We start from the raw sequence: 21,656 nt of genomic DNA on the forward strand, positions 1-21,656 counted from the left end.
GCCATCTGGGTAACCCACGAGAATTCCTTCTCGCTTCAGGTTCTCAATGGCTTCAAATGCCCAGTGATTTTCCGGTACGTCCGGGAAGTTATCTTGTGCCATTGCAGGTACGACAAACAGTGTCGTCATGGCAACAGCTAGAGCAATTCTAAAAGTGCTTTTCATCATGATTTCTCTCGCCCATGCGCAAACATGGCCCCAGTTGAGGTCCATCCCAACCAAGCACGTTTTTACCCTTAATTTTGCGTGGATGAGTTATCCGCGAATAATGTCGAGCAATTCTTGAGTTTTTTGCTCCATAAGCGCATGATCTCCGCGAGTTTCCACATTAAGTCTGATCACAGGCTCTGTGTTGGATCCGCGAAGGTTAAATCTCCAATTGTCAAAATCGATGCTCAGACCATCCAGCTTACTGACTAATCCTCCAGGATAAGCTGCTTCGACCTTTGCCAGGACATCGGCCACATTGGATACAGTGGAGTTTATTTCTCCGCTGCATGGGAAGTCCTGCATCATCTGGTCGACAAGTTGTCCCAGAGATTTTCCAGAAGTGCTGACGAGGTGGGCGATCATCAGCAATGGAATCATGCCGCTGTCGCAGTACCAATGCTGCTTGAAATAGTGGTGCGCGCTCATCTCACCGCCATAGATCGCGTCTTCGGCGCGCATTTTTTCTTTGATGAATGCGTGGCCACTCTTACAAACGACCGCTCGCCCTCCTAGTTTTTCGGCAATTTCAAGCGTGTTCCAAGTGAGTCTTGGGTCATAAATAATCGTTTGATTTGGATTAACGGAAAAGATCGCCTGCGTGAGCAAACCAACGATGTAATAACCTTCAATAAACCGCTGCTTCTCGTCAAAGAAGAAGCAACGATCGTAATCGCCATCCCAAGCCACCGCGAAATCAAATGGGCCATCGCTGGTCATCTTTTGCAGGGTTGAAACACGCGATTCTTCCAAAATCGGATTAGGAACTCCATTCGGGAAGTGACCATCGGGTTCAAACAAAACTGGTGTGACCTTTAGCGGTAACTTCGCGGCCAACTTTTCCATGGCGAGTCCTGCGGCTCCATTTCCTGCGTTTGCAAGCACTTTGAGTGGCTTCAGCTCATCAATGGGAACGATCTTGCAGAGGTGTTCGATGTAGTCCGCATAGACATCCTTTGGAGTCTGCTTCGCCTGGAACGAGTCGGGAATAGGCTCGGAATCAAGGATTTTTCGAGTTTCGGCTTCGATGTCCAGCAATCCGGTGTCGCCACTGATCGGACGACTTTCGGATCGGACCATCTTCATGCCGTTGTATTCAGGCGGATTGTGGCTAGCCGTAATCATTACGCCGCCGTCGTAGTTGTATAAAGCGGTGGCGAAGTACACCATCTCGGTGCCGACACACCCGAGATCAACCACGTCGCAACCTTCAGCATTGAGACCCGCAGCTAACGCTTCGCCGAGTTCTGGGCCACTGAGCCGAATATCGTATCCAATGCAGACCGTTTTGGCACCAATGATTCGGCCATACGCCCGACCGATTGCATAGGCCACAGAAGGGTTAAGTTCGGAAGGGACTTTGCCGCGTACATCGTAGGCTTTGAAGCAAGGAACAAGCTGGCCCATATGCCTGAAGGTTTACCCCAGAAGGTGGTAGATTCGCCCCATGACTCAACGGCTGATCGGCGCACATATGCCCACAAAGGGAGGGCTCGGTGAAGCGGTTCGAAACGGCAAGAAGATTGGTTGTACGGCGGTTCAGGTGTTCACATCGAGCCCGCAACAATGGCGCGCGAAACCAATCACCGATGAAATGGTCGCCGACTTCAAAGCCGCCAAAGAAGCCACAGGAATCGACTGCGTCGTCAGCCACGACAGCTATCTCGTGAATTTGTGCGCAGAATTGCCGGAAAAGAAGCAGCAGAGCAGAGAAGGCCTGAAGGCAGAAATAGAGCGATGTCATCAATATGGGATTCGCTGGTGCGTGAGCCATATCGGCGCGCATACGGGCCGCGGAGTCGAAACTGGGTTAAAAGAATCGGCTGAAAGCTTGCTCTGGGTGTTCGAAAATTCTCCCGATGACGTTATGGTTTTGGCGGAGACAACGGCTGGTCAAGGAAGCTGTTTGAACTCAAAATTTGAAGAGATTTCAGAGTTTTTTGAGCTTTGTAAGGGGCATCCACGGCTCGGAGTTTGCCTTGATACCTGCCACATCTTTGCAGCGGGATATCCGATTTCGGCGCCGGAAGAATTCACGCAAACGTTTAACATGTTCGACCAGCTGATTGGCATCTCAAACCTGAAATGCATCCACGTGAACGATAGCAAGAAGCCGCTGGGTAGCCGGGTTGACCGCCACGATCACATTGGGGAGGGCGAAATCGGAAGATCAGCATTTATGAACTTGATGGCCGATACAAGGCTCGCTCACATTCCAATGATCGTCGAAACTCCCGACGCAGAAGAGAACCATGAACGAAATGTTAAATCGCTTTTTGAGATGGTAAAGTCGAATTCAAATGGCTGATTTCAGACACTCAAATGAACCAACCCGGAAAGCCTATGGCTTGCTACACATAGGGCCATATCCGATGATCGGGTCCAAGTTTGGACCGCTAATGGGCATCGTTCAATCAGCCGGATTGCCCATCACTGAAGTCCTCGGCGTTTTTCACGACGATCAGTCTACGGTGGCTCAAAGTGAACTGCGCTCCCACGCTTGTGTCTGCTTTGCCCCCGGGACAGAGATCTCAGCAGACTTGGATCTCGAACTAGTTGAGATTCCTGGTGGAGAATATGTTGTGGGAACGCACAAAGGTCCCTACGAAGGGCTCCACAGCTCATGGGGCGAGTTCGTGACTAGTGTTATCGGTTCTGGAGTGAAGCTTGGGTCAATGCCATGCTTTGAAATCTATCGCAACGATTGTAGTCAGGTTCCTGAGTCAGAATTGCTCACGGACATGTACACAAAAGTTGAATAGCAAACCGGGTCCGCTGCGAGGCACAATAGAGCCTTGTTAGACACCATTATTTTGCCGATCAAGCTTTGGGCTGAAGGGCTCATCACGCAGATGGGGCCAGTGGCCATCGCGTTCCTGATGTTCCTAGATTCGGCAAATATTCCGATCCCGAGTGAAGTCATTATGCCTTTCGGCGGAATTCTTGCCGCCGAAGGGAAAATGTCCTTTCTGGCCGTCGGTGCGGCTGGCACGATAGGCACTGTTTTGGGGAGCATTCTAAACTATTTTCTCGGGATGAAGCTTGGTCCGGAGGGCGTCATAAAATACGGAAAATTCCTATTAATTCGCCGAAAAGAGGTCGAACACGGCGAAAAATGGTTCGAAAAATACGGTGACTGGGTCACTCTTTGGGGGAGATTCATTCCGCTGGTCAGAACCTTCATTTCCCTCCCTGCCGGCATTTATCGCATGAATTTCGGCCGATTTGTTTTGTTTGCATTTTTGGGCGCAACTCCCTGGTGTTTTGGCTGGGCTTATATTGGATTTAAAATGGGCGAAAATTGGTCCGTCGTCGAAAAGAACTGGAAATACGTGGACTACATAGTCGTTGCTGGCTTGGTGTTTCTTATCGGAAAATGGCTCTACAGTCGGATCAAAGAGAAAAATAATGAAAAAATGCCTGCTTAATTCAAGCAGGCATTTTTCAGCGCATTATCGAACGATTTTTTCTTAATAGTGCCAGTCGACATCCATCGCCCTTTTGGCGTGGCGCTCGATGAACTCTCGCCGTGGTTCGACCTTGTCGCCCATTAGAGTACTGAACATTTCTTCAATTTCCAGCTCGAAGTTCGGATCCCAGTGAACCTGTACCAACCTTCGATTTGCGGGGTTCATCGTCGTTTCTTCAAGTTCATCGGCGTTCATTTCACCAAGACCTTTAAAGCGTGTGACTTGAGGATTCTTGCGCCGCCCCTTGGTTTTGACGATTTCATCAATCTCGGCCTGATTGTTGCAATAGTGCCGCTCGTTGTTGCCGATCTTAACCACAAATAGTGGCGGTTGAGCCAGATAGATGTGTCCTCCTTCGATCAGTGGTCGCATATACCTGTAGAAGAACGTCAGCAGCAGCGTTCGGATGTGTTCACCATCAACGTCCGCGTCGGTCATGATGATCACCTTGCCGTAGCGGAGCTTTGATAGGTCAAAGCCGGAATCCTTGCCATTGCCGTTACCGTTGCCGCTTGAGCCGCCTTCCTCGTCTTCTTCCATCGGCTTTCGCCCGATCGAGATATCGATTCCAGTACCAAGCGCGGCGATCATCGACTTGATTTCTTCATTGTCAAGCGCCTTGTCGATTCGGGCACGCTCAACGTTGAGGATCTTTCCTCGAAGTGGCAAAATCGCCTGAGTCATTCGGTCTCGGGCACCCTTTGCCGAACCTCCCGCAGAGTCACCTTCCACGAGGAAGAGCTCGCACTTATCGGCGTCTTTGCTCATGCAGTCCGAGAGTTTGCCTGGGAGACCAAAGCTTTCCATACTGCTCTGGCGCTTGACGGTTTCGGCAGCCTTTCGGGCTGCTTCACGTGCTCGCTGAGCGACCAAAGCTTTGTCAACAATGCGGCGGGCGTCTTGAGGGTTTTCTTCAAGGAAGGTCAGCAGTCCGTCGCCGACCAGGGAGTTTGTGAGACCTTGGACCTCTGGCGTCACCAGCTTGACTTTGTCTTGAGAGTTATAGCTTGGATTGCCGAGTTTCAAAGCGATCACCGCGGTAAGCCCGTCGGCAACGTCGTCGCTCGTGAAGTTCTTATCCTTCTCTTTGAGGAAGCCCATTTTCCGCGCGTACTGATTGATCACGCGAGTGAGCGCCATCGAGAATCCACTGACGTGGGTTCCGCCATCTGGCTGGTGGATATTGTTCGAGAACGCGAGGACGGTCTGGTTATAGCCGCTGTGATATTGAAGAGCAACTTCCAGTTCGTAGGTTTCTTTGACGCGCTTGAAGTGGGCCACTCGGCGATGGATTTCTTCCTTGGAGGAGTTGAGGTCCTCGACAAGCTGGACAATGCCGCGCTCGTAGTGATAGACGTCGCTTTGGTTTTCGTCTTGCTCGTATTCGAAGGTGAACTTGACGGTCGGGTTCAAGTAGGCGAGTTCTCGCAAACGGCTCTTGATCATGTGGAGATCGTATGTCGTGTCGGTAAGCACAGTAGCGTCTGCCAACCAGCGGACCGTGGTACCCGTTTCTGTTGACTTGCCGACGACCTTCACTTCATCGCACGGAACACCCTTTTCGTACCGTTGTTGATACTCTTTTCCGTCTCGCCGGACGGTCGCGGTCAGCCATTCAGACAGAGCGTTTGTACAGGAGACACCGACGCCGTGAAGACCGCCAGAAACTTTATAGCCTGTGCCTTCGCCGCCGAATTTTCCACCGGCGTGCAAAACAGTCATGACAACTTGAAGCGTCGAAACGCCCATCTTCTTATGGGTTTCGACCGGGATGCCGCGGCCATTATCAGCGACGGATAGCGAATTGTCCGCGTGTAGCTTGACGTCGATGACCGTGCAGTAGCCTGCAAGGGCTTCGTCCACAGCGTTGTCGAGGACTTCGCGGAACATCTGGTGCAGGCCCCGCTTGCCGTTGTCACCCACGTACATGCCGGGTCGCTTACGGACTGCCTCAAGACCTTCTAGGACTTGAATCGAGTCAGCGTTGTAATCGCCTTCGACTTTGCTGGCGATTGAATTCTCAACATCAGAAGAGACGCCTTCCAATAGGCTCGCATCTGCTTCTGTGATGCCCTCATTCACATCAGCCTTTTGGTTTTCTTGCCCGTCTTTCTTATCGTCTTTCATGTTAATCTTTCTTGGTCCGGCGCACGGCGATTCCACTAAGGTGGATTCTCCACGGATCGGAGGCCGCAGAATGGCCATTTTGGCCTCAAAGTAAGGCGTACAATTCTGCGATTAGAATCCCTCTAGGATACCCCAGCGCCGACTTCAATTCTTGGTCGCTTAAGTTCAAGACGTTGGCCGATTCCAACCTGATGCGCGCAACCACATTTGAACCGCCTGCCCGGTATAGTCCCTAGGAACGATGGCTTGGATTTCTCTGATCGTAGCGGGGCTTGCGGGCGCGAATCCCACACTAGTGCTCAGCCCGGGCACAACCACCATCACAAAAAGTTGTTCGGTCATCGGCGGCTCGTACAACCGGTTCACCGATGGCGATTCCCCAGCGATCCTCATCAAAGGTGACAATCTAGTTGTCGACTTTAAGCAGGCGAATCTCGAAGGTTCACCAAAGACATCAGATCCTGACCAGCGAAAAGGAATTGGGCTCGTTGTCGAAGGGAACAACGTCACGATCAAGAACCTTCGAATGCGCGGATATAAGGTTGGCGTTCTCGCCAAGAACGCAAAGAACCTGATGCTGTTGGAGTGCGACCTGAGCGATCAGTATCGTCCAAGATTGCTGAGCACGCCCGAACGCGAAGACCTATCGGATTGGATGAGTTATCACCAAAACGAGAAAGGGGAATGGGCGCAAAAGGGTGCCGGAATCTATCTCGACGGTTGTGATGGATTTAAGCTGCGCAACGTTCGAATCGAGCGCGCACTCAACGGTGTACTCCTGAATCGGTGCAACTCTGGCACGATCATCAACAGCCGTTTCAGCTTTTTAAGTGGAGTCGGAATCGGACTTTACCGATCCAGCGGGAACGTAGTGATGCACAACCAAGTCGACTGGTGCGTGCGAGGCTACAGCCACGGCGTTTACAATCGAGGTCAAGATTCTGCCGGGATTTTGGTCTATGAGCAATCCAACAAGAACGTATTCGCCTACAACAGCGTGACTCATGGTGGTGACGGGTTCTTTCTATGGGCAGGGCAAAGCACCATGGACTCGGGGCAAGGTGGGTGCAACGATAATCTTTTGTACGGCAACGACTTCAGCCACTCGCCGACCAACGGAATCGAGGCGACCTTCAGTCGAAACCGGTTCGTCAACAACTTGATTCAGGAGTGCTGGCATGGAATCTGGGGAGGCTACAGCTACGAGTCCCTAATCGTTGGGAACACCCTTTCTGGCAACGGCTCCGCAATTTCGATCGAGCACGGCCAGAACATTTCGGTCGTCAGCAATCGATTTAGCGGGAATGCCAAGGCAATGGAAATTTGGGAACGGGCGGACCAGCCCAAAGATTGGGGTTATGCCAAAGCCCGGGACACCCAATCGCGTGACTATGACATCCGTAACAACGTTTTCGAGAACACCGCGAAGATGGTGTTCGATCTGCGTGGAGTACATGGGATCAAAATCCAAAACAATACGTTTCGCGCGAATCTGCGGCTGGCCAACGATCTGCCGCTGACGGAAAAGCTGATTTTTGCAAACAACGATATTCGCGCTAATAGAGATCCGTCGGTGGCGAGGTTAAAGGATCTAGCGGTTTCGCAGATTGGGCAAGGCGTCAACCGAGTGATCGAAGACGTCATGAGTCGACCAAAGCCTCAAACGATGGAATCGACAGGGAATTCGGTCGTGGCGACTGAAGGCTCTACGCGCGAATACTTGGGGCGATTCTCTCGCTGGAATCCCATGGATGAAACAATCCAGTCGCACAACAAGAAGTACTGGGTCAAACCATACACAGGCGGTCAAAATCCATTCCTCAAGCCGGGCACGGTGCGCGGAAGACGCTACATCTTGATGGATGAATGGGGGCCGTACGATTTTCGGCGACCTTTCCTGTGCCGACGATCTGAGCGATCGAATGCTTCGAACCGCGTTATCCGCTTTGAAGTCCTTGGACCACGAGGGAGGTGGTCGGTGGCTAATCTGAAAGGCGCGACTCTCAGCGCATCGTCGGGGACTGTCCCGGGATTCGTTGAGGCAACCATTCCGACGAGCGGCAAACTTGCGGATGTCAGCATTTCGCTCAACTACCGAGGATCAAAGTGCACGGATATCAAGGGAAATGAGCTTCCTGCAGGAGTGCTCATTCCTTTCGGCTGGTCGTTCTTCAATGTTCGAACAAATTGGGATGTCAGCTGGTTCAACTACGATGCCAAGACACAGGATCCAAGAACGCAGTATGAAGCGTTTCAGAAAGTCGTCTCTAAGTGGCCGATCGCGTCAGAGAAAACCGATCGACTGAGTTATGATTGGTGGAATTCACCGGCCAAGGGAATTGGTGAAAATCACTTCGCAACGATTGCAACCACCAAAATTGATGTGACGCCAGGGAACTATGTGCTGGAAGTTTCGGCCGATGACGGCGTGAGGCTCTATCTCGATGACAACCTGATCGTAGACGAGTGGAAGTACAGTGGCCCAACCACTTATACACGTTCGGTCAAGCTGACCGGAACCCACCGGCTCCGCATTGAGCACTTTGAGCTGGACGGGTTCGCCCAGCTCAAATTCAACATCAGAAAGGGTTAGACCCTGGATGCCGTTGCAGTTCCGTTGATATACGCCATGCAGGTGTTGTAGACCTGTTCGCCGACCTGGCGACCGCAATTTCGGCCTTCGAGGTCTCCGGCTCGGAAGTGGATTCCACCGTACAACCGGCTGCTTCCGGCTTGGTCCGCGGCATCCGAGAACGTGCCCCAAGAGAGCGTCACTGGCGACGCTGGCAACGTCGGTTCAAAAGCCAACGAGTGCGCCGCCACTGTGACCGAGTGGCCAAAGAAGTCACTTCCCGTGAACCGCTTGAGAATCTCCGCTGCGGCAGCACTGAAAGTACTATGTCCGCTGGTGTATTCAGGGAATGGCGGTGTGATGAAGTTCGGCGACTGGTACGGCAGCCACTGTGAGCCATCAACATCGGCAAAACCTACCGTTGGATTCACATAGCTGCGGATCGTTTGACCAGCATAGTAGTCTCGGATAACTGTAATCGGGCGCGAGGAATTGAAGAAGCGCTTGCAATCCCAGCAGGCAACGCCAGCGTCAAACACGGCGTTACCGAGCATGAAGAACATCTTTACGTCTTCGTCGAGCGTGTGTGCGTCCCGAGCCGAAACATATTGGCCGAATACCTGCCAGTGCCCTGGAGGAAGCACCGAGCGCGGTCCATCTGCCCAATATTCGGCGATCACCTTCTTGGTGTCGTCTAGGCCAGCGGTCAGATCAACGACAGCTTGTGCCTGATCTCGGTGAGTCGGAGAACCAAAGGTTGGCGGTGGTGGCGGCCGCAGGGCCGAAGGAGAAGTGAGAGCAAACGGCACCACATTGCCCCAGTGCGGTGCAATGTAAGCGGGTGAGTTGCCATTCGCAAATCGAAGCTGCTGCCATTTGCTCGGGTCGACAACCGTGTCAGGAGTATTGACTGGAACGTACCCAGTTGTGTCTGCATAGCCTGCCAGCTGATTTGAACCGTCGATGTGCCGGAACGCCAAAAGCTCCGCGGCAACGACATTACCGATTCCTTCTGGCGTGGCAATGTTGGTGGTGGTATTCGCTGGGTTATAGCCAAGGTCCGCCATCATCGTATTGAACCGGGCAACCTGGGCGGGATACAGGTCAACCAGAACGCGGTACACCGCAAAACTAATCGCTTGTTCCTTATTGACTCTCGTGTGCTCCGCGAGCGGACGTCGCAGGGTGCCACCCAGCCTTGTACCCACAGCGACGGCATCATAGGCGCTCCAAGCGTCATACGCTGCCGTGGCGACCATTCCAATCGCGCGGGCAGTCATTGGCGGGCCCAGTGTGCCGTTCGAAATCGCATCGAGCAAGGTGGAAGTCCAACGGTAGGAAACGCTTCGCGTTACCGGGTTGCTGCTCAACGAACTGCCTCCGCAACCGATCATCGTCAGCGCGAACGGCGCAGCCATCATTCGGAGCGCGTCGCGCCGTGAGTATTTGGAGAAATTACTATTGCTCATATGGGACTTCCTCAATCAATTGAATTGCAGACGACTGCACCAGTGTAACAAGATTTTCGCAAAATCCAAAATTTATTTGTTTGGCAAGGTGGCTCGGTAGGCGTCAAGCTCAACTTTAGCTTTTTCGCCGACTGCTTTGAGCGAATCCATCCAGCCGCTCTTGTAAGGACGGAGCGCCTCAACAATTGCCTCGGCGACGGCCAAATTTCTAAACCACTTCTTATCGGCAGGGATCACATGCCAGGCCGAGTCCTTCGTCGCGGTTTCGTTGATCGCATCCTCATAGGCGGATTGATAGGCGTCCCAATTCTGCCGCTCCTTCCAATCTCCCACACTCAGTTTCCAAGACTTTTCTGTTTCTTGTTCACGTTCGATCAGCCGCTGTTCTTGCTCATCCTTGCTGATGTGAAGAAAAATCTTGACGATGATGGTCTCGTTATCAGAGAGTTGGTCCTCGAAGTTGACAATCTTCCCATACCGTGACCGCCATTTGGCTTCTGGAACGAGGTCGTGAACCCGAACCACCAGAACGTCTTCATAGTGCGATCGATTGAAGATCGTGATCTCTCCTCTGCCTGGCGTGTTTTGGTGGCACCTCCAAAGGAAGTCGTGGGCAAGTTCGTCCGGGGTAGGCACCTTGAAGCTGACAATGTCGATGCTTTGAGCGTTCATGTGCTGAAGCAGAAACCGAATCGTGCCGTCTTTTCCGCTCGTATCCATGCCTTGCAACACGATGAGCAAAGGATGCTTCCCAGCGTAAAAGAGCAAATCCGCAAGCTCGGAAAGTTCTTCGCAAATCGGTTCTAGCTTCGATTCGGCGTCTTCCTTTTCTAATCCTCGCGAATCATTGGGTTCGATTTTGTCAATTCGAAACGGTTTACTCCCGTCGAAGCGATGCGCAAGAAGACTCATGGCTGTTATCATACGCCAATGCGCGCCGATTCGAGGGCAATCACCAACCTGATTGACAGTGTTCCGGCGCTTACTGCAATCCGGGACTCGCTCACTGATACTTCGTTTGAACGAAAGGTTTTCTTGGTAGGTGGCGCAGTGCGGGATGCCGTTATGGGCAGGCCTCCAAGTTCCGATTTGGATTTTGTTCACGAAGGTGATGTGGGCGAACTTGTTGAATTTCTTTATCGAAGCCTCAAACTCACAAAGACACCAGCCATTTTTGAGCGATTTGGCACGGCGATGCTCACGATTCGAGATGTCCAGTGCGAGTTTGTGAACGCCCGCAAAGAGAGTTATCATCCCGACTCGCGCAAGCCGGATGTTCGGCAGGGAACTCTGCGTGATGACGCACTGAGGCGAGATTTCACTGTCAACGCGCTGATGGCCGACCTTTGGTCCTCGGAAGTTGTCGACGTCCTGGAGACGAGCTTGAGCGATCTGGATTCCAAGATTCTGCGTACGCCGCTTGATCCTGGTGTGACGATTAGCGATGACCCTTTGCGCATGTTACGCGCGGTGCGGTTCAAGCACAAGTTGGGATTTGAACTTGATCGCCAGGTTATCCAGGCAATCAAAGACCATTCCGGCCGAATGGAGATAGTGAGTCCGGAACGGATTCAATTGGAGCTAGATATGATTCTGCTCGGCCCAAACCGGTCTGTGGCGATGCAGGACCTGATGGATCTTGGGCTCCTCGACGTCCTCATCCCGGAATTTCGCGACTTAGTCGGCGTTGAGCAAGGACACTTTCATCACAAAGATGTTTGGGGGCACACTCTCGAGGTTTTGGATTACGCTCCACTCGGCGATTTGGAATTGGCATGGGCGTGCCTGCTGCACGATATCGCAAAGCCAAAAACAAAGACCATCGAGCCCGATGGGCGAATTCGATTCTTTGGCCACGAGTCCGTTGGGGCCGAAATGGCGGGCACCATCCTTAGGAGACTTCGGTATTCGAACGACCAGATTCAGACTGTGAAGCGGCTCGTCCGAAATCACATGCGCGTATCGAGAATAGAGGATCTTAAAAAGCCAGGATTGAGGCGAATCCTCCGCGATATGGACGGCGTGCTCGAACCATTCCTAGAACTTCTCGATGCTGACTCCAAGGCACACCACCCGGACATGCCTAAGCAAGATATTGCCAGGTTGCGCGCAAAGCTAAATTCTGTTAAGAAGGAAACTCCTGTCGAGACCCTCAAAAGTCCTTTGTCGGGATTTGAAATCATCTCTGAATTTGATCTCCAACCCGGTGAGCGGATCAAGGCGATCAAGGCGCATCTTGAGCAATTGGTGATCGACGGCGAACTCAATTCTGACGATAAGCCGGGGGCGATCCTCGCCGCGCGCAAGTTCTTGAATCGTTGAGTCACCAGAATCAGTAAACTTCGATAAGCATGCAAACGTCGCAAACTCCGAATCTGGCGCAATACGGCAAACTCGTTTGGTATCTCGTACTTGCGATCGTTGTGGGTTCGATTGTGGTGGTGTTGGCCCCGTTTGCGACAAGCTTGGCATGGGCGACGGTGATGAGCGTGCTGACTTATCCCCTCTATTCCAAGTTGCGAGGAAAATTCGCCGAAACCCCCAGCGCGCTTCTGACCATGCTTTCGACGTTCTTGTTAGTCGGCGTGCCAGTGGCTTTGGTTGGACTGCTCGTTTTTGTCCAGTTCAAAGGTGTGATTGACAACTTCGAAAAGAACCCTGATGGGTCACGTCAGTCCCTCTCAATTGATCTCGTGGCAAAGGAATTCGATAAGAACATCGCACCCATGGTTCAGAGTATCAGTCCGGGATTTAGTGCTACGAAGTACGTCCAGGACGATCAAAATCGGCGGAACATCACTGAGAAGATCAGCGGCCCAGTCACTCGTACTGCGACCAATTTGGTTGTGAACACAGTTCTGGTGGTCATCGCCTTCCTCACGATGTTCTTCATGCTTAAGGATGGTCACAAGTTGCGGGGCCCGTTTGCTGAGCTCATGCCTTTGCCGAAAGAAGTGACCAACCACATCCTTGACCGCGTGATCAAGACGCTCCATGCGGTGTTTATGGGAGTGATTTTGGTCGCGTTTGTGCAGGGCATTGTTGCCACTGGGCTCTATGTCGTTGTAGGCGTCGAACCGTGGCTAATGTGGGGCGCTGCCACGATGATTTTGTGTGCGGTTCCACTGTTGGGCGCACCAGTGATTTACGTTCCTTGGGCGTTGATCTTATTCTCCCAGGGCAAGATCTGGCAAGGCACAACGTTGCTCATCATCGGATTCGGAATCGTCTCCAACATCGACAATTTCCTTCGGCCAAAATACATCGGCGAGCGGGTGGGCCTCAGCTATTTGCCAATTTTCTATTCGCTTCTCGGCGGAGTTCTGGTGATGGGACCGATCGGATTGTTCGCCGGGCCAGTGCTGCTCACGGTAGCCTTGGAGTTGGCGCAATACCTTCGGGGTTTACGCCAACAAGCTGCTGACGTGCCTGTTCCGCACGCCTAAGACTCGAATCTGCCCGCTGAGATCGCGCCATTCGTGTTGGGTGAAACCGCTGAACAAACTGCTCACAGCGTCGGATTGACCTGCGCCAAGTTCGAGCAACAGCCATCCGTCAGGTGCCAGACGACCTTCGAATTCAGCGGCAATTTTCTTATAGAAGTCAAGCCCATCTTCACCTGCAAAGAGCGCTTCTGGCGGCTCAAACTCGCCGACCTCGGGTTGTAACTCGGCGCCAATCTCTACATAAGGTGGATTCGATACTATCAGGTCGAACCGCTGGTTTCCTAAAGCCACCAGGCCATCCGCCAGTTCAACCTCGACCTCCGCTCCCAAGTTCTTCGCGTTCGACTGCGATACTTCAATGGCAATGGGTGACAAGTCCGAAAGGGACACATGGGTGGTAGGACGCTCTAACTTAATCGTGATCCCCAAGCACCCGGATCCGCAACAAAGGTCCCAAACTTTGGCACCAGTAGCGATGAGTTCCAAGGCAGCGGTGATCAGCGTTTCTGAATCTGGACGAGGAATCAAAACTCCTGGTCGAACCGCGAATGTCCTGCCATAGAACTCCTTTTGGCCAAGGATGTATGCCAGTGGTTCTCGCATACATCTTCGGCTCAAGAGCAGGTTGAGATTCCCATTATCAATTGTTGCCTCAGGATGAGAAAGAACCCAGGTGCGCTCGACATTCAGCGCGTAAGCCGCCAAAAGCGATGCCTCAAGGGCTGGGGATTCGATTCCACATGAATCCAATTTCTGACTCGCTGACCGTAACCACTCTCCTAAGTTCACGGCACCACGTATTTCGCGAGAATTTGGCGCATTTCTTCCACCAGCTCTGCTTCGATATGGATTCCATCATCTTGGTAGTCGACGTTTAACACGCGTCCAAAACGGTAGCACTCTTCGACAAGGCTCGCCTTGTCATAGGGAAGAACGGCTTTCACGCGCCCCAGGAACTTCTCGACCATCTGACGGAGGTGTCGGTGGAGGTCTTCCATCCCTTCATGGGTGATCGCCGAAATTGCGACCGAATTCGGGGTGCGCGCGACCAATTCCCTCAGCATCGCTTTATCCTCGACCCGATCGATTTTGTTGTACACCGTCAACATCGGCTTATCCGCAGCATCGAGCACGCCCAGCGTATGCAACACCGCTTCTTCTTGCGTCTCCCATTGCGGGTGGCTCACGTCAATCACGTGCAATATGAAGTCGGACTGAGCAACTTCTTCCAGCGTCGCGCGAAACGCCGCCACCAAATTCGTCGGCAAATTGCGGATAAATCCGACCGTATCGGTGAGGTACAGGCAGTATCCCCCGTGTAATTCTAACTTTCTAGTGGTCGGGTCCAACGTCGCGAATGGCATCGCGTCTGCCAGAACGTCAGTTCCGCTGAGCAGGTTCATCAGCGTCGATTTCCCAGCGCTGGTGTATCCGGCAATGCTGGCTGATGGGTAAGGGTGCTTCTTGCGAGCGGCGCGTTGCTGCGCACGGTGCTTTTTGACATCCTCGATTTCATCCTTCAGCTTTGCGATGCGGTCATTGACCATACGGCGGTCGGACTCCAGTTTGGTTTCACCTGGACCGCGCATTCCAATACCGCCGCGCTGTCGCTCGAACTTGGTGTAGACAGACATCAAGCGAGGCAGGAGGTAGCTGAGCTGAGCCAGTTCGACCTGTAGATGGCCTTCGCGAGTTCGGGCGCGTCTTGCAAAGATATCCAGGATCAGCTGCGTCCGGTCGACGACCTTACGCTGTAATGCATCCGAGATATTGCGATTTTGAATACCGGTGAGTTCGCAATCGAAGATCACGACGTCAGCGTTTGCATCGAGGACATATGCTTTCAGCTCTTCGAGCTTGCCGCTCCCGATGTAGGCAGCTTTCCACGGTTTGTCGATCCGCTGGCGCATCGACCCGATTGGAGTGATGTGCGCCGCTTCACAGAGCCCTTCGAGCTCTTCTTCAACATAAAGATCCTCGTCTGCGATCGAATTGACGTAGACGAGGAAGGCAGATTCCCGTATCTCCCACGGGTTAGGAACAGTTTGAGACATTAAAAATTAACGAGAACGAAACGGGCATTAAGGCTCAACCCGCTGAAATCCAGTCCGTTTCGCTTCGGGAAGAAGTCGTATCGAACGTTTAGATTGATGCGGTTGTTAATGGTCGTTCCGATTTCAGCATTAGCTGAAGTCGTGAAGTACTTGTCGTCGCCAAGACCCACGCGGTAATCCACATATGCGCCACCGAGTCGAGCGGCGAAATAAGGCACATTTGAAGGGGAATTGCCAAAGGTCTTGTAGAAGCCAACACTTGGTGAAATGATGAAAAGTCTGTTTCCGTTGCGTCCGACCGAAATCGCGTTGATATCCCAGTCTAAACCAGAGCCCTTGTATGCCCCCATTGTGCCAGGAGCGATGCTGATCCGTGTCCAGCTATCACCGAACGTCGAGCGGACATAAGCACTATTGGGATAGAACACGCCGAGGCCCAATTGGAGGCCCAGCCGAGGTTGTTCTTGTGCAAAAGCACCAGTGGCAAATGCAGCAACGGCGATCAAAGAAGTCAGCTTCATGACGCCGATTTTACCGAAGAACTTTATGCGCTGCGTTGAACTTCGTCCAACAATGCCAAATTATGTGCGGCTTGAGCGTGGTTCGGATCGATTTGCAAACATTGCTGATAGGCTGTTTTCGCACCGTCCACCGCACCCACCTGGAAGAGCGAGTTTCCAAGCACAAACCAACCTTGAGCATTCAGAGGTTCAACCCTTAGTGCTTGCTCGTAGCAGTGCGCCGCGTCAAGAAAGTGCCCAGATTGATACTGAATATCACCGGTATTGAACAGCGCGTTTGCGTTGGTTGGGTCAAGTTTGAACGCCTCGGTGAAGCAAACGATCGCCTGATCGGGCTGATTGGTTTCGGCAAAGGCGCGGCCCCAATTCACCATTTGGGCTGAATTCGCCTCAAACTTGCTCGAGTACGCTTGGTACGCTTCGACGATTTCGTTGCTGTTGCAAAGTGCCTCGGCGGTGGTGACCCACTGCAAGAATCCTGCTTCGTCGCAAATTCCGCTATCCCATCGAGCCTTTGCGTATTGTAATGATCGGTCAAGCTGACCAGCCTCTCGGGAGACAGTGCACGCCGCCAGCAAAGCATCTGCTTTTTGCGCTGGCTTTTCGATCAGTACTTCTAGAATCTCGAGCGACTCGTCCGACCGGCCCAGTTTGCCTAAAGCAGCAGCCTTGATGCCGAGTGCTTCGTCAAGATTTGCGTCGTTCTTCAGCGCGTTTTCAGCGGAGTTGAGTGCAACTTCAGGCTCGCCCAGTTGCAACATAATCCGCGAATGCAGAAGATGCTTCTTGTAGCTATGGACGCCGTAATCCCCGGCCAATCGTGGTGGCCAATCTTGATCCAAAGCTATTTCGATCTGCTCCTTCGCGAGTTCTAGATCGCCAGCGTTCACCGCAGCATATGCGGACTCATATCTCGCCAAAATGCAGTCGAATCCTTGATCGACACATTTCTTCAAAATCGATTGGACTTCCGTAAATCGGCCTAACCTCGAAAGGTGGCTCATCCACAGCTGATAAATGTTGTAACCGATGGAACAGCCTGGTTCGAGCAGTCCTGCCGCCTTTGCGCAGACATCAACGCACTTTTGGCTTTCGAGCGCGACCGAATAGGTCATCGCCAAATTAAAAAGCTGGAAAACGTCGTCTGGATTCTGCTCAAGCTCCGCCAAGATCATGTTCATCGTGCGATTGATCTTGTCGCGCTCTTTCATCAATTCTGGTCGGTAGCCGTGGTGATGGAGCAAAACTCCTGGCAAGTGCGCCGATGAGAGTCCGAGTTCTGGAAACTTGCTGGCAATCTGCTCGTGAATCTTGCCTTCGAACCGGATCTCGGGCAGATTTCGAAAGAGCCGTACAGGCATGTGAACAAACAGTTCCTTTGCGCCAGTGTCGGCAAGATAGTTGACAATCTGAATTTGGTATCCGCCGAACTGAGGCCGAATCACTGCCTCGCGGATCATGTGATGACCAGCGGCATCGAGAACCTCATCCGCGTCAATCCACAGCAGCCACGATTGGGTCGCCATCTCTAGCGATTTGTTTCGGGCCGCCGCGAAATCGTTGATCCATTCGAATTCACCGATGACCGCGCCAAACTCTTTAGCGATTTCAACAGTGCGATCCGTGCTTCCGGTGTCGACGACCACGATTTCATCGACGATCGACTGGATGCTTACCAGACAATTTCGAATGAATTTCTCCTCATTCTTGACGATGAGGCATGCGGTGATTCCGATCCCAATTCCGGAAGTGGGGGTGTCAAATCCTAGTTTGGCGAGTTGCGAGGTAGCCGCTTCGCCTTGGGCGTCGTGAACAACGCCGAGTTTGCTGGCCAGTTTTGCCCGCAAGAAAAAATGATCACAAAGTGCTTGTCCCGATTTGGCAAAGCTCGTGGTATCGACACACTTTTCAAGCCGGGAGACGGCTTGCAATTCTCGCTGGGAGAGGAGTTCGATTCGAACTAACTGCTCATGCAGTTCAGGATGGTCTCCTAGCTCGGAGAGCGCTTGTTCGAGCACTTGCTCGGCATCGGCCAACTTTTCTTGACCGATCAGCTTGAGCGCCGATTCTACTGCCAATTGGCAATCGTTCATACCGTTAGGCGGCTCGCTTAAAGTGCTCGCGTAGAGATTTTCGAGCACCGGCGATGCTAAACATTTCCTCGCGCAGAAGTCGCTTCAGTAGGAAAATTGTTTGGATGTCTTGAGGCCGAAATCGACGCTGACCACCTTCGGTGCGCAAGGGCTGGAGGAATTCTTCAAACTCCTTTTCCCAATAGCGTAGGGTGTGAACTTCAACTCCTGTGATAGAGCTGGCTACACTGATCCCCACAGCTTGATCGTTTCGGCGCATTTTCTTCGTCGACATGCCTAGTCAAAAACTCCTGGTGGCCTTGATCAGTTTTGTACTGATTGCAGACCTGCCAGTAATTTTGTCGGTATTGCTTGTCTAGAACTGGAGTGCTTTACTCCAAAAACCGCTCATTCTTCGATTAAATACTCAGCGATCAGCGTGGCAGTTTGTACCAACGCCTCAACATGGGTGCGCTCGTAAGCATGGCTGTTGTCGACGCCAGGCCCGATCAAGGCAACTTCTGCGGTGCCACCTGAGCGCCAATACATCGAACCGTCCGAACCGTAATGTGGGTAAACATCCGGCACCAGGTCGATCGCATTTCGCTCGGCGATTCCTCGGAGCTTTTCGGTGAGACGCCTGCTGTAAGGGCCGCTCGAATCTTTCACGCAAATCGAGCACCGGTATTCGCTCCCTTGCTGGCCATCACCGACGACTGCCATGTCCAGAACAACGTATTCGGCAAGATCTTCCGGCAAGCCATCGTTTCCACCGTGCCCAACTTCTTCAAAATTGCTAAACGCAACGGTCGTTCGCTGGAAAGGCGTCACTCCAGCCTCACTGAGAGCCTTGAGAGCCGCGAGTAAGCAGGCCACACACGCTTTGTCATCGAGGAATCGGCTGCGAATAAATCCTGAAGATTCGTTGTGCTCAGTTCTTGGGTCGAACACTACAAAGTCTCCAACCTCGATCCCTAAAAGCCGCGTCTCTTCGGCGTTGTTCGTGCGTTCGTCAAGCCGGATTTCCAGCGTATCTGCGTTTCGGGCTGTCGTGGAGGCATCTTTGTTGACGTGAGCGGCGCCATTCGTCAAAACAACTGACCCACGAATGTTTCTACCGCTCTTTGTTTGAACGGTCACTCCTTCGCTTTCGACGGCGGGCCACATGACTCCGCCGATGGCAGTAACGCGGAGGCGGCCGCTCGGCTTGATTTGTGCCACCATCGCGCCGAGTGTATCGACGTGAGCCGTCAACGCTCGCGGTCGATCATCCCGAATCCCAGGAATCAAGGCAGTTAACGAGCCTTTATTGGTCCGCGCGCAATGCAGCCCGAACATTTCCAACTCTTGCTCCACCATGCTGATGGCCCAATCGGTGCTTCCGGTAGGACTGGGGGTTTGCAAAAGGTCAAGGAGAGTCTTGACGAGATAATCGCGGTCAATATCGAGCCGGGCCATGGTGCATTTTAGCGCGATTACGGCAATGAAACTTCAACCATCACTGGAAGGTGTTCGCTGAGAGTGGTCGAAATCGACTTTTTATGGGTGGAATGGAGGTCCTTCACGAAGATTTGGTCGATATTCCAGGCCGGAGCAAAGTTCGGATATGTCGCAACTGGAGGAAAGGCTGGCGCCGTGTCCACAAACTTGCGAGTGATCTTCCTGTACAAGAATCCCGTCGGCTGCATATTAAAATCGCCGGCCAGAAGTACCGGCTCTTCCTTCGTGGCGAATGTGTTCAAGACCGCATCGAGCTGCATTGTACGGACTTGTGATCCCAGATCCAGTCGATTTTGGAGATCGTCGACCGGCTTAAGCCAATTGGGGCGGAAACCATGAACCAGGTGGACGCTAGCCACCCAGAATTTTTTGTCTTCGAGGGCAAGGCGCAATCCAAGAATTGAGCTCCGTTCCTTGGCTTCGCCGACCACGACAGTTTGGTCCTCGATGATACTGAGTTTGGTGAGAATCCCGATCTGTCCACTCGCGCGGTAGTTGTAGCCGCCCAAAATGTCGGCAAGCTCCTGCGTGATCTGCGGTGTGGACTGCTGCAAGCAAACTACGTCTGGATCGTACTTTTTGATCTGTTTGGCAAGCGCTTCGCTAGGCGAATATCCACTGCGCACGTTCCAACTCATCACAGAAATCAGATGCTGGCCCGGGGAGGGACCTGCAGGGATTGGGTGATAGGCCAAAAATCCGACAATTGCCATCAGCACAGCCGCAAGCCATTTCACCTCTTTGCCCTTTCCCAGAATGAGCATCAGAATCAGCAAGAACAGGGTGGTGCCGACCATGTAGGTGAGCGGTGGAGTCCCGAGGAGTGTTGCCCACCAATACTGGTCGCAAAAGCGGTAGACGCAGATCGTCCAGACGGCAGAAAGTACTGGCAAAAGAATCCAGTACGGGCGTTTCGTTTTGGACTTTGGAGACTTACTTTTCTCCATCGCTTGCCGGAAGCATGTGCCCCATCTTCTCCGCCTTGGTTTTCAGATACTCTTCGCGCGATTCTTCATAATCCGCGATGATAGGCACAAACTCGACAAATTCGAGGCCATAGCCTTGGAGTCCAGCACGCTTAGCCGGGTTGTTGGTCATCAACCGAATGCGGCGAATTCCTAAGTCGGCGAGAAGCTGTGCGCCGAGCGAATAATCGCGGCTGTCCGCAGCAAATCCGAGCGCAAGGTTGGCGTCCACTGTGTCCATGCCCTGATCCTGAAGTTCGTAGGCGCGCAATTTGTTGATGATCCCAATTCCGCGACCTTCTTGCTGGATGTAGACCACAACGCCTTTGCCTTCTTGCTCGATTTTGCGAAGGGCGATTTCCAGCTGATCGCCGCAATCGCAGCGCAACGATCCCAAAAGATCGCCAGTCAGGCATGAGCTGTGCATCCGGACGAGCACAGGTTCGTCACCAGCCACATCGCCCTTTACGATGGCGACGTAAGGGTCGCGATCGACAGTCGGCTCATAGGCGTAGAGCTTGAAATTGCCGTATTTGGTGGGGAAGTCGATCGGACCAGCCTTCCTTACGATCAACCGCTCGTGATGCCGGCGGTAGGCGATCAGGTCGGCGATGGTGACAATGATCAGGCCGTGGTGTTTAGCAAAAGCTTCGAGCTCGCCACCAAGCCGCATCATCGTCCCGTCGTTATTGAGGATTTCACAGCCTAGGCCGACAGGCTTGAAGCCTGCCAACTTTGCCAAGTCGACGATGGCTTCGGTATGACCAGCCCTTCGTAGAACGCCGCCTTCTTCTGCTCTTAGCGGAATAATGTGTCCTGGCCGAGCAAGGTCGCCGGGCGTTGCTTTGTCATCGACAAAAATCTTGACCGCCAACGTTCGATCATGCGCGCTAACACCGGTTGTGGCGCCGTGCAATGCATCCACGGTTTCGGCCATCGCTGTGCCATGGCGAGCAGTATTCTGCTTCGTCATCATCGGGATGCCGAGCTCTTTGAGTCTCTCCGCGGTAGTCGGAATAAACGGAACGCCACGGCCGTGCATGATCATGAAATTCATGATCTCGGGCGTGCAAGCTTCTGCGGCGCAAACGAGGTCACCCTCATTCTCGCGGTCAGGATCATCCACGACGATGATCATTCGTCCCTTCTTCAGCTCGCTGAGAGCTTCTTCAATCGTTGCGATCGGCGATTCCGTGGTCATAAGATGTTCTACGAGTCGGCGGACGGCGTGTGCAGTCCACCGACTCGTTTGG

General features: G+C 52.8%; 19 protein-coding genes. 6 read left to right on the top strand and 13 right to left on the bottom strand.

Translation table 11 applies throughout. The annotated features are described in order from the left end of the window. Positions 1 to 213, bottom strand: a 213-nt coding sequence (locus tag J0L72_00005) for an S-layer homology domain-containing protein (protein ID MBN8689148.1), incomplete at its 3' end; no start/stop codon positions are given. A 42-nt stretch (positions 214 to 255) separates the two neighbouring features. Further along, complete coding sequence (locus J0L72_00010) at positions 256 to 1,614, bottom strand: phosphomannomutase (GenBank protein ID MBN8689149.1); 1,359 nt, start codon at positions 1,612 to 1,614, stop codon at positions 256 to 258. A gap of 40 nt (positions 1,615 to 1,654) precedes the next feature. On the opposite strand from J0L72_00010, the gene J0L72_00015 reads away from it, so the two are divergent. The 3 genes from J0L72_00015 to J0L72_00025 are packed head-to-tail and all read left to right on the top strand — an operon-like array spanning position 1,655 to position 3,635. After that, complete coding sequence (locus tag J0L72_00015) at positions 1,655 to 2,515, top strand: deoxyribonuclease IV (GenBank protein ID MBN8689150.1); 861 nt, start codon at positions 1,655 to 1,657, stop codon at positions 2,513 to 2,515. Further along, positions 2,508 to 2,969: a GyrI-like domain-containing protein gene (locus tag J0L72_00020; protein MBN8689151.1), complete on the top strand. Its 462-nt coding sequence runs from the start codon at positions 2,508 to 2,510 to the stop codon at positions 2,967 to 2,969. The genes J0L72_00015 and J0L72_00020 overlap by 8 nt, the downstream gene beginning before the upstream one ends. A 33-nt stretch (positions 2,970 to 3,002) precedes the next feature. Then, entirely contained in the window at positions 3,003 to 3,635 is a 633-nt protein-coding gene (locus J0L72_00025; protein MBN8689152.1) for a DedA family protein, read from the top strand. 42 nt (positions 3,636 to 3,677) lie between these two features. Here J0L72_00025 and J0L72_00030 read toward each other — a convergent pair whose 3' ends face one another. Then, complete coding sequence (locus J0L72_00030) at positions 3,678 to 5,804, bottom strand: DNA gyrase subunit B (protein ID MBN8689153.1); 2,127 nt, start codon at positions 5,802 to 5,804, stop codon at positions 3,678 to 3,680. Between the two features lie 241 nt (positions 5,805 to 6,045). On the opposite strand from J0L72_00030, the gene J0L72_00035 reads away from it, so the two are divergent. Continuing rightward, a complete protein-coding gene (locus J0L72_00035) occupies positions 6,046 to 8,397 on the top strand; it encodes a right-handed parallel beta-helix repeat-containing protein (GenBank protein ID MBN8689154.1) in 2,352 nt (783 codons plus the stop codon). On the opposite strand, the gene J0L72_00040 is transcribed toward J0L72_00035, so the two are convergent. Together J0L72_00040 and J0L72_00045 are read right to left on the bottom strand one after the other, a co-directional pair. After that, positions 8,394 to 9,845 (bottom strand): vanadium-dependent haloperoxidase, encoded by a 1,452-nt coding sequence (locus J0L72_00040; protein MBN8689155.1) that lies wholly within the window; start codon positions 9,843 to 9,845, stop codon positions 8,394 to 8,396. The two genes, J0L72_00035 and J0L72_00040, sit on opposite strands and share 4 nt — an antisense overlap. A 72-nt stretch (positions 9,846 to 9,917) precedes the next feature. Next, positions 9,918 to 10,757 (bottom strand): polyphosphate kinase 2 family protein, encoded by an 840-nt coding sequence (locus J0L72_00045; protein MBN8689156.1) that lies wholly within the window; start codon positions 10,755 to 10,757, stop codon positions 9,918 to 9,920. A gap of 18 nt (positions 10,758 to 10,775) precedes the next feature. Here J0L72_00045 and J0L72_00050 point away from each other — a divergent pair, with 18 nt between their 5' ends. Continuing rightward, entirely contained in the window at positions 10,776 to 12,167 is a 1,392-nt protein-coding gene (locus J0L72_00050; protein ID MBN8689157.1) for an HD domain-containing protein, read from the top strand. A gap of 29 nt (positions 12,168 to 12,196) precedes the next feature. Then, complete coding sequence (locus J0L72_00055; GenBank protein ID MBN8689158.1) at positions 12,197 to 13,291, top strand: AI-2E family transporter; 1,095 nt, start codon at positions 12,197 to 12,199, stop codon at positions 13,289 to 13,291. Here J0L72_00055 and prmC read toward each other — a convergent pair. The 8 genes from prmC to J0L72_00095 form a co-directional block, all read right to left on the bottom strand. Continuing rightward, the gene (gene prmC, locus J0L72_00060) at positions 13,250 to 14,041 is read right to left on the bottom strand and encodes a peptide chain release factor N(5)-glutamine methyltransferase (protein MBN8689159.1); all 792 of its coding nucleotides are present in this window, start codon (positions 14,039 to 14,041) and stop codon (positions 13,250 to 13,252) included. The two genes, J0L72_00055 and prmC, sit on opposite strands and share 42 nt — an antisense overlap. A gap of 35 nt (positions 14,042 to 14,076) precedes the next feature. Continuing rightward, on the bottom strand, positions 14,077 to 15,345 hold the full coding sequence (hflX, locus tag J0L72_00065) for a GTPase HflX (protein MBN8689160.1): 1,269 nt from the start codon (positions 15,343 to 15,345) through the stop codon (positions 14,077 to 14,079). After that, positions 15,345 to 15,866 (bottom strand): hypothetical protein, encoded by a 522-nt coding sequence (locus tag J0L72_00070; protein MBN8689161.1) that lies wholly within the window; start codon positions 15,864 to 15,866, stop codon positions 15,345 to 15,347. Before J0L72_00070 ends, hflX begins: the two co-directional genes overlap by 1 nt. 23 nt (positions 15,867 to 15,889) lie before the next feature. After that, positions 15,890 to 17,944, bottom strand: coding sequence for a tetratricopeptide repeat protein (locus J0L72_00075; protein ID MBN8689162.1), 2,055 nt, complete (start codon positions 17,942 to 17,944; stop codon positions 15,890 to 15,892). 19 nt (positions 17,945 to 17,963) lie between these two features. Continuing rightward, positions 17,964 to 18,233, bottom strand: a complete 270-nt coding sequence (locus J0L72_00080; protein MBN8689163.1) for a MerR family transcriptional regulator — start codon at positions 18,231 to 18,233, stop codon at positions 17,964 to 17,966. A 113-nt stretch (positions 18,234 to 18,346) separates the two neighbouring features. Continuing rightward, positions 18,347 to 19,396 carry a M42 family metallopeptidase gene (locus tag J0L72_00085; GenBank protein MBN8689164.1) on the bottom strand — a complete coding sequence of 350 codons (1,050 nt, stop codon included), beginning with the start codon at positions 19,394 to 19,396 and terminating at the stop codon, positions 18,347 to 18,349. 17 nt (positions 19,397 to 19,413) lie between these two features. Then, positions 19,414 to 20,331, bottom strand: a complete 918-nt coding sequence (locus J0L72_00090; protein MBN8689165.1) for an endonuclease/exonuclease/phosphatase family protein — start codon at positions 20,329 to 20,331, stop codon at positions 19,414 to 19,416. Positions 20,332 to 20,371: 40 nt separating this feature from the next. Then, complete coding sequence (locus J0L72_00095; protein ID MBN8689166.1) at positions 20,372 to 21,604, bottom strand: bifunctional 3,4-dihydroxy-2-butanone-4-phosphate synthase/GTP cyclohydrolase II; 1,233 nt, start codon at positions 21,602 to 21,604, stop codon at positions 20,372 to 20,374. Positions 21,605 to 21,656: the final 52 nt, after the last annotated feature.

The organism is Armatimonadota bacterium, assembly GCA_017303935.1.
In the GTDB taxonomy this organism is placed as follows: domain Bacteria; phylum Armatimonadota; class Fimbriimonadia; order Fimbriimonadales; family Fimbriimonadaceae; genus JAFLBD01.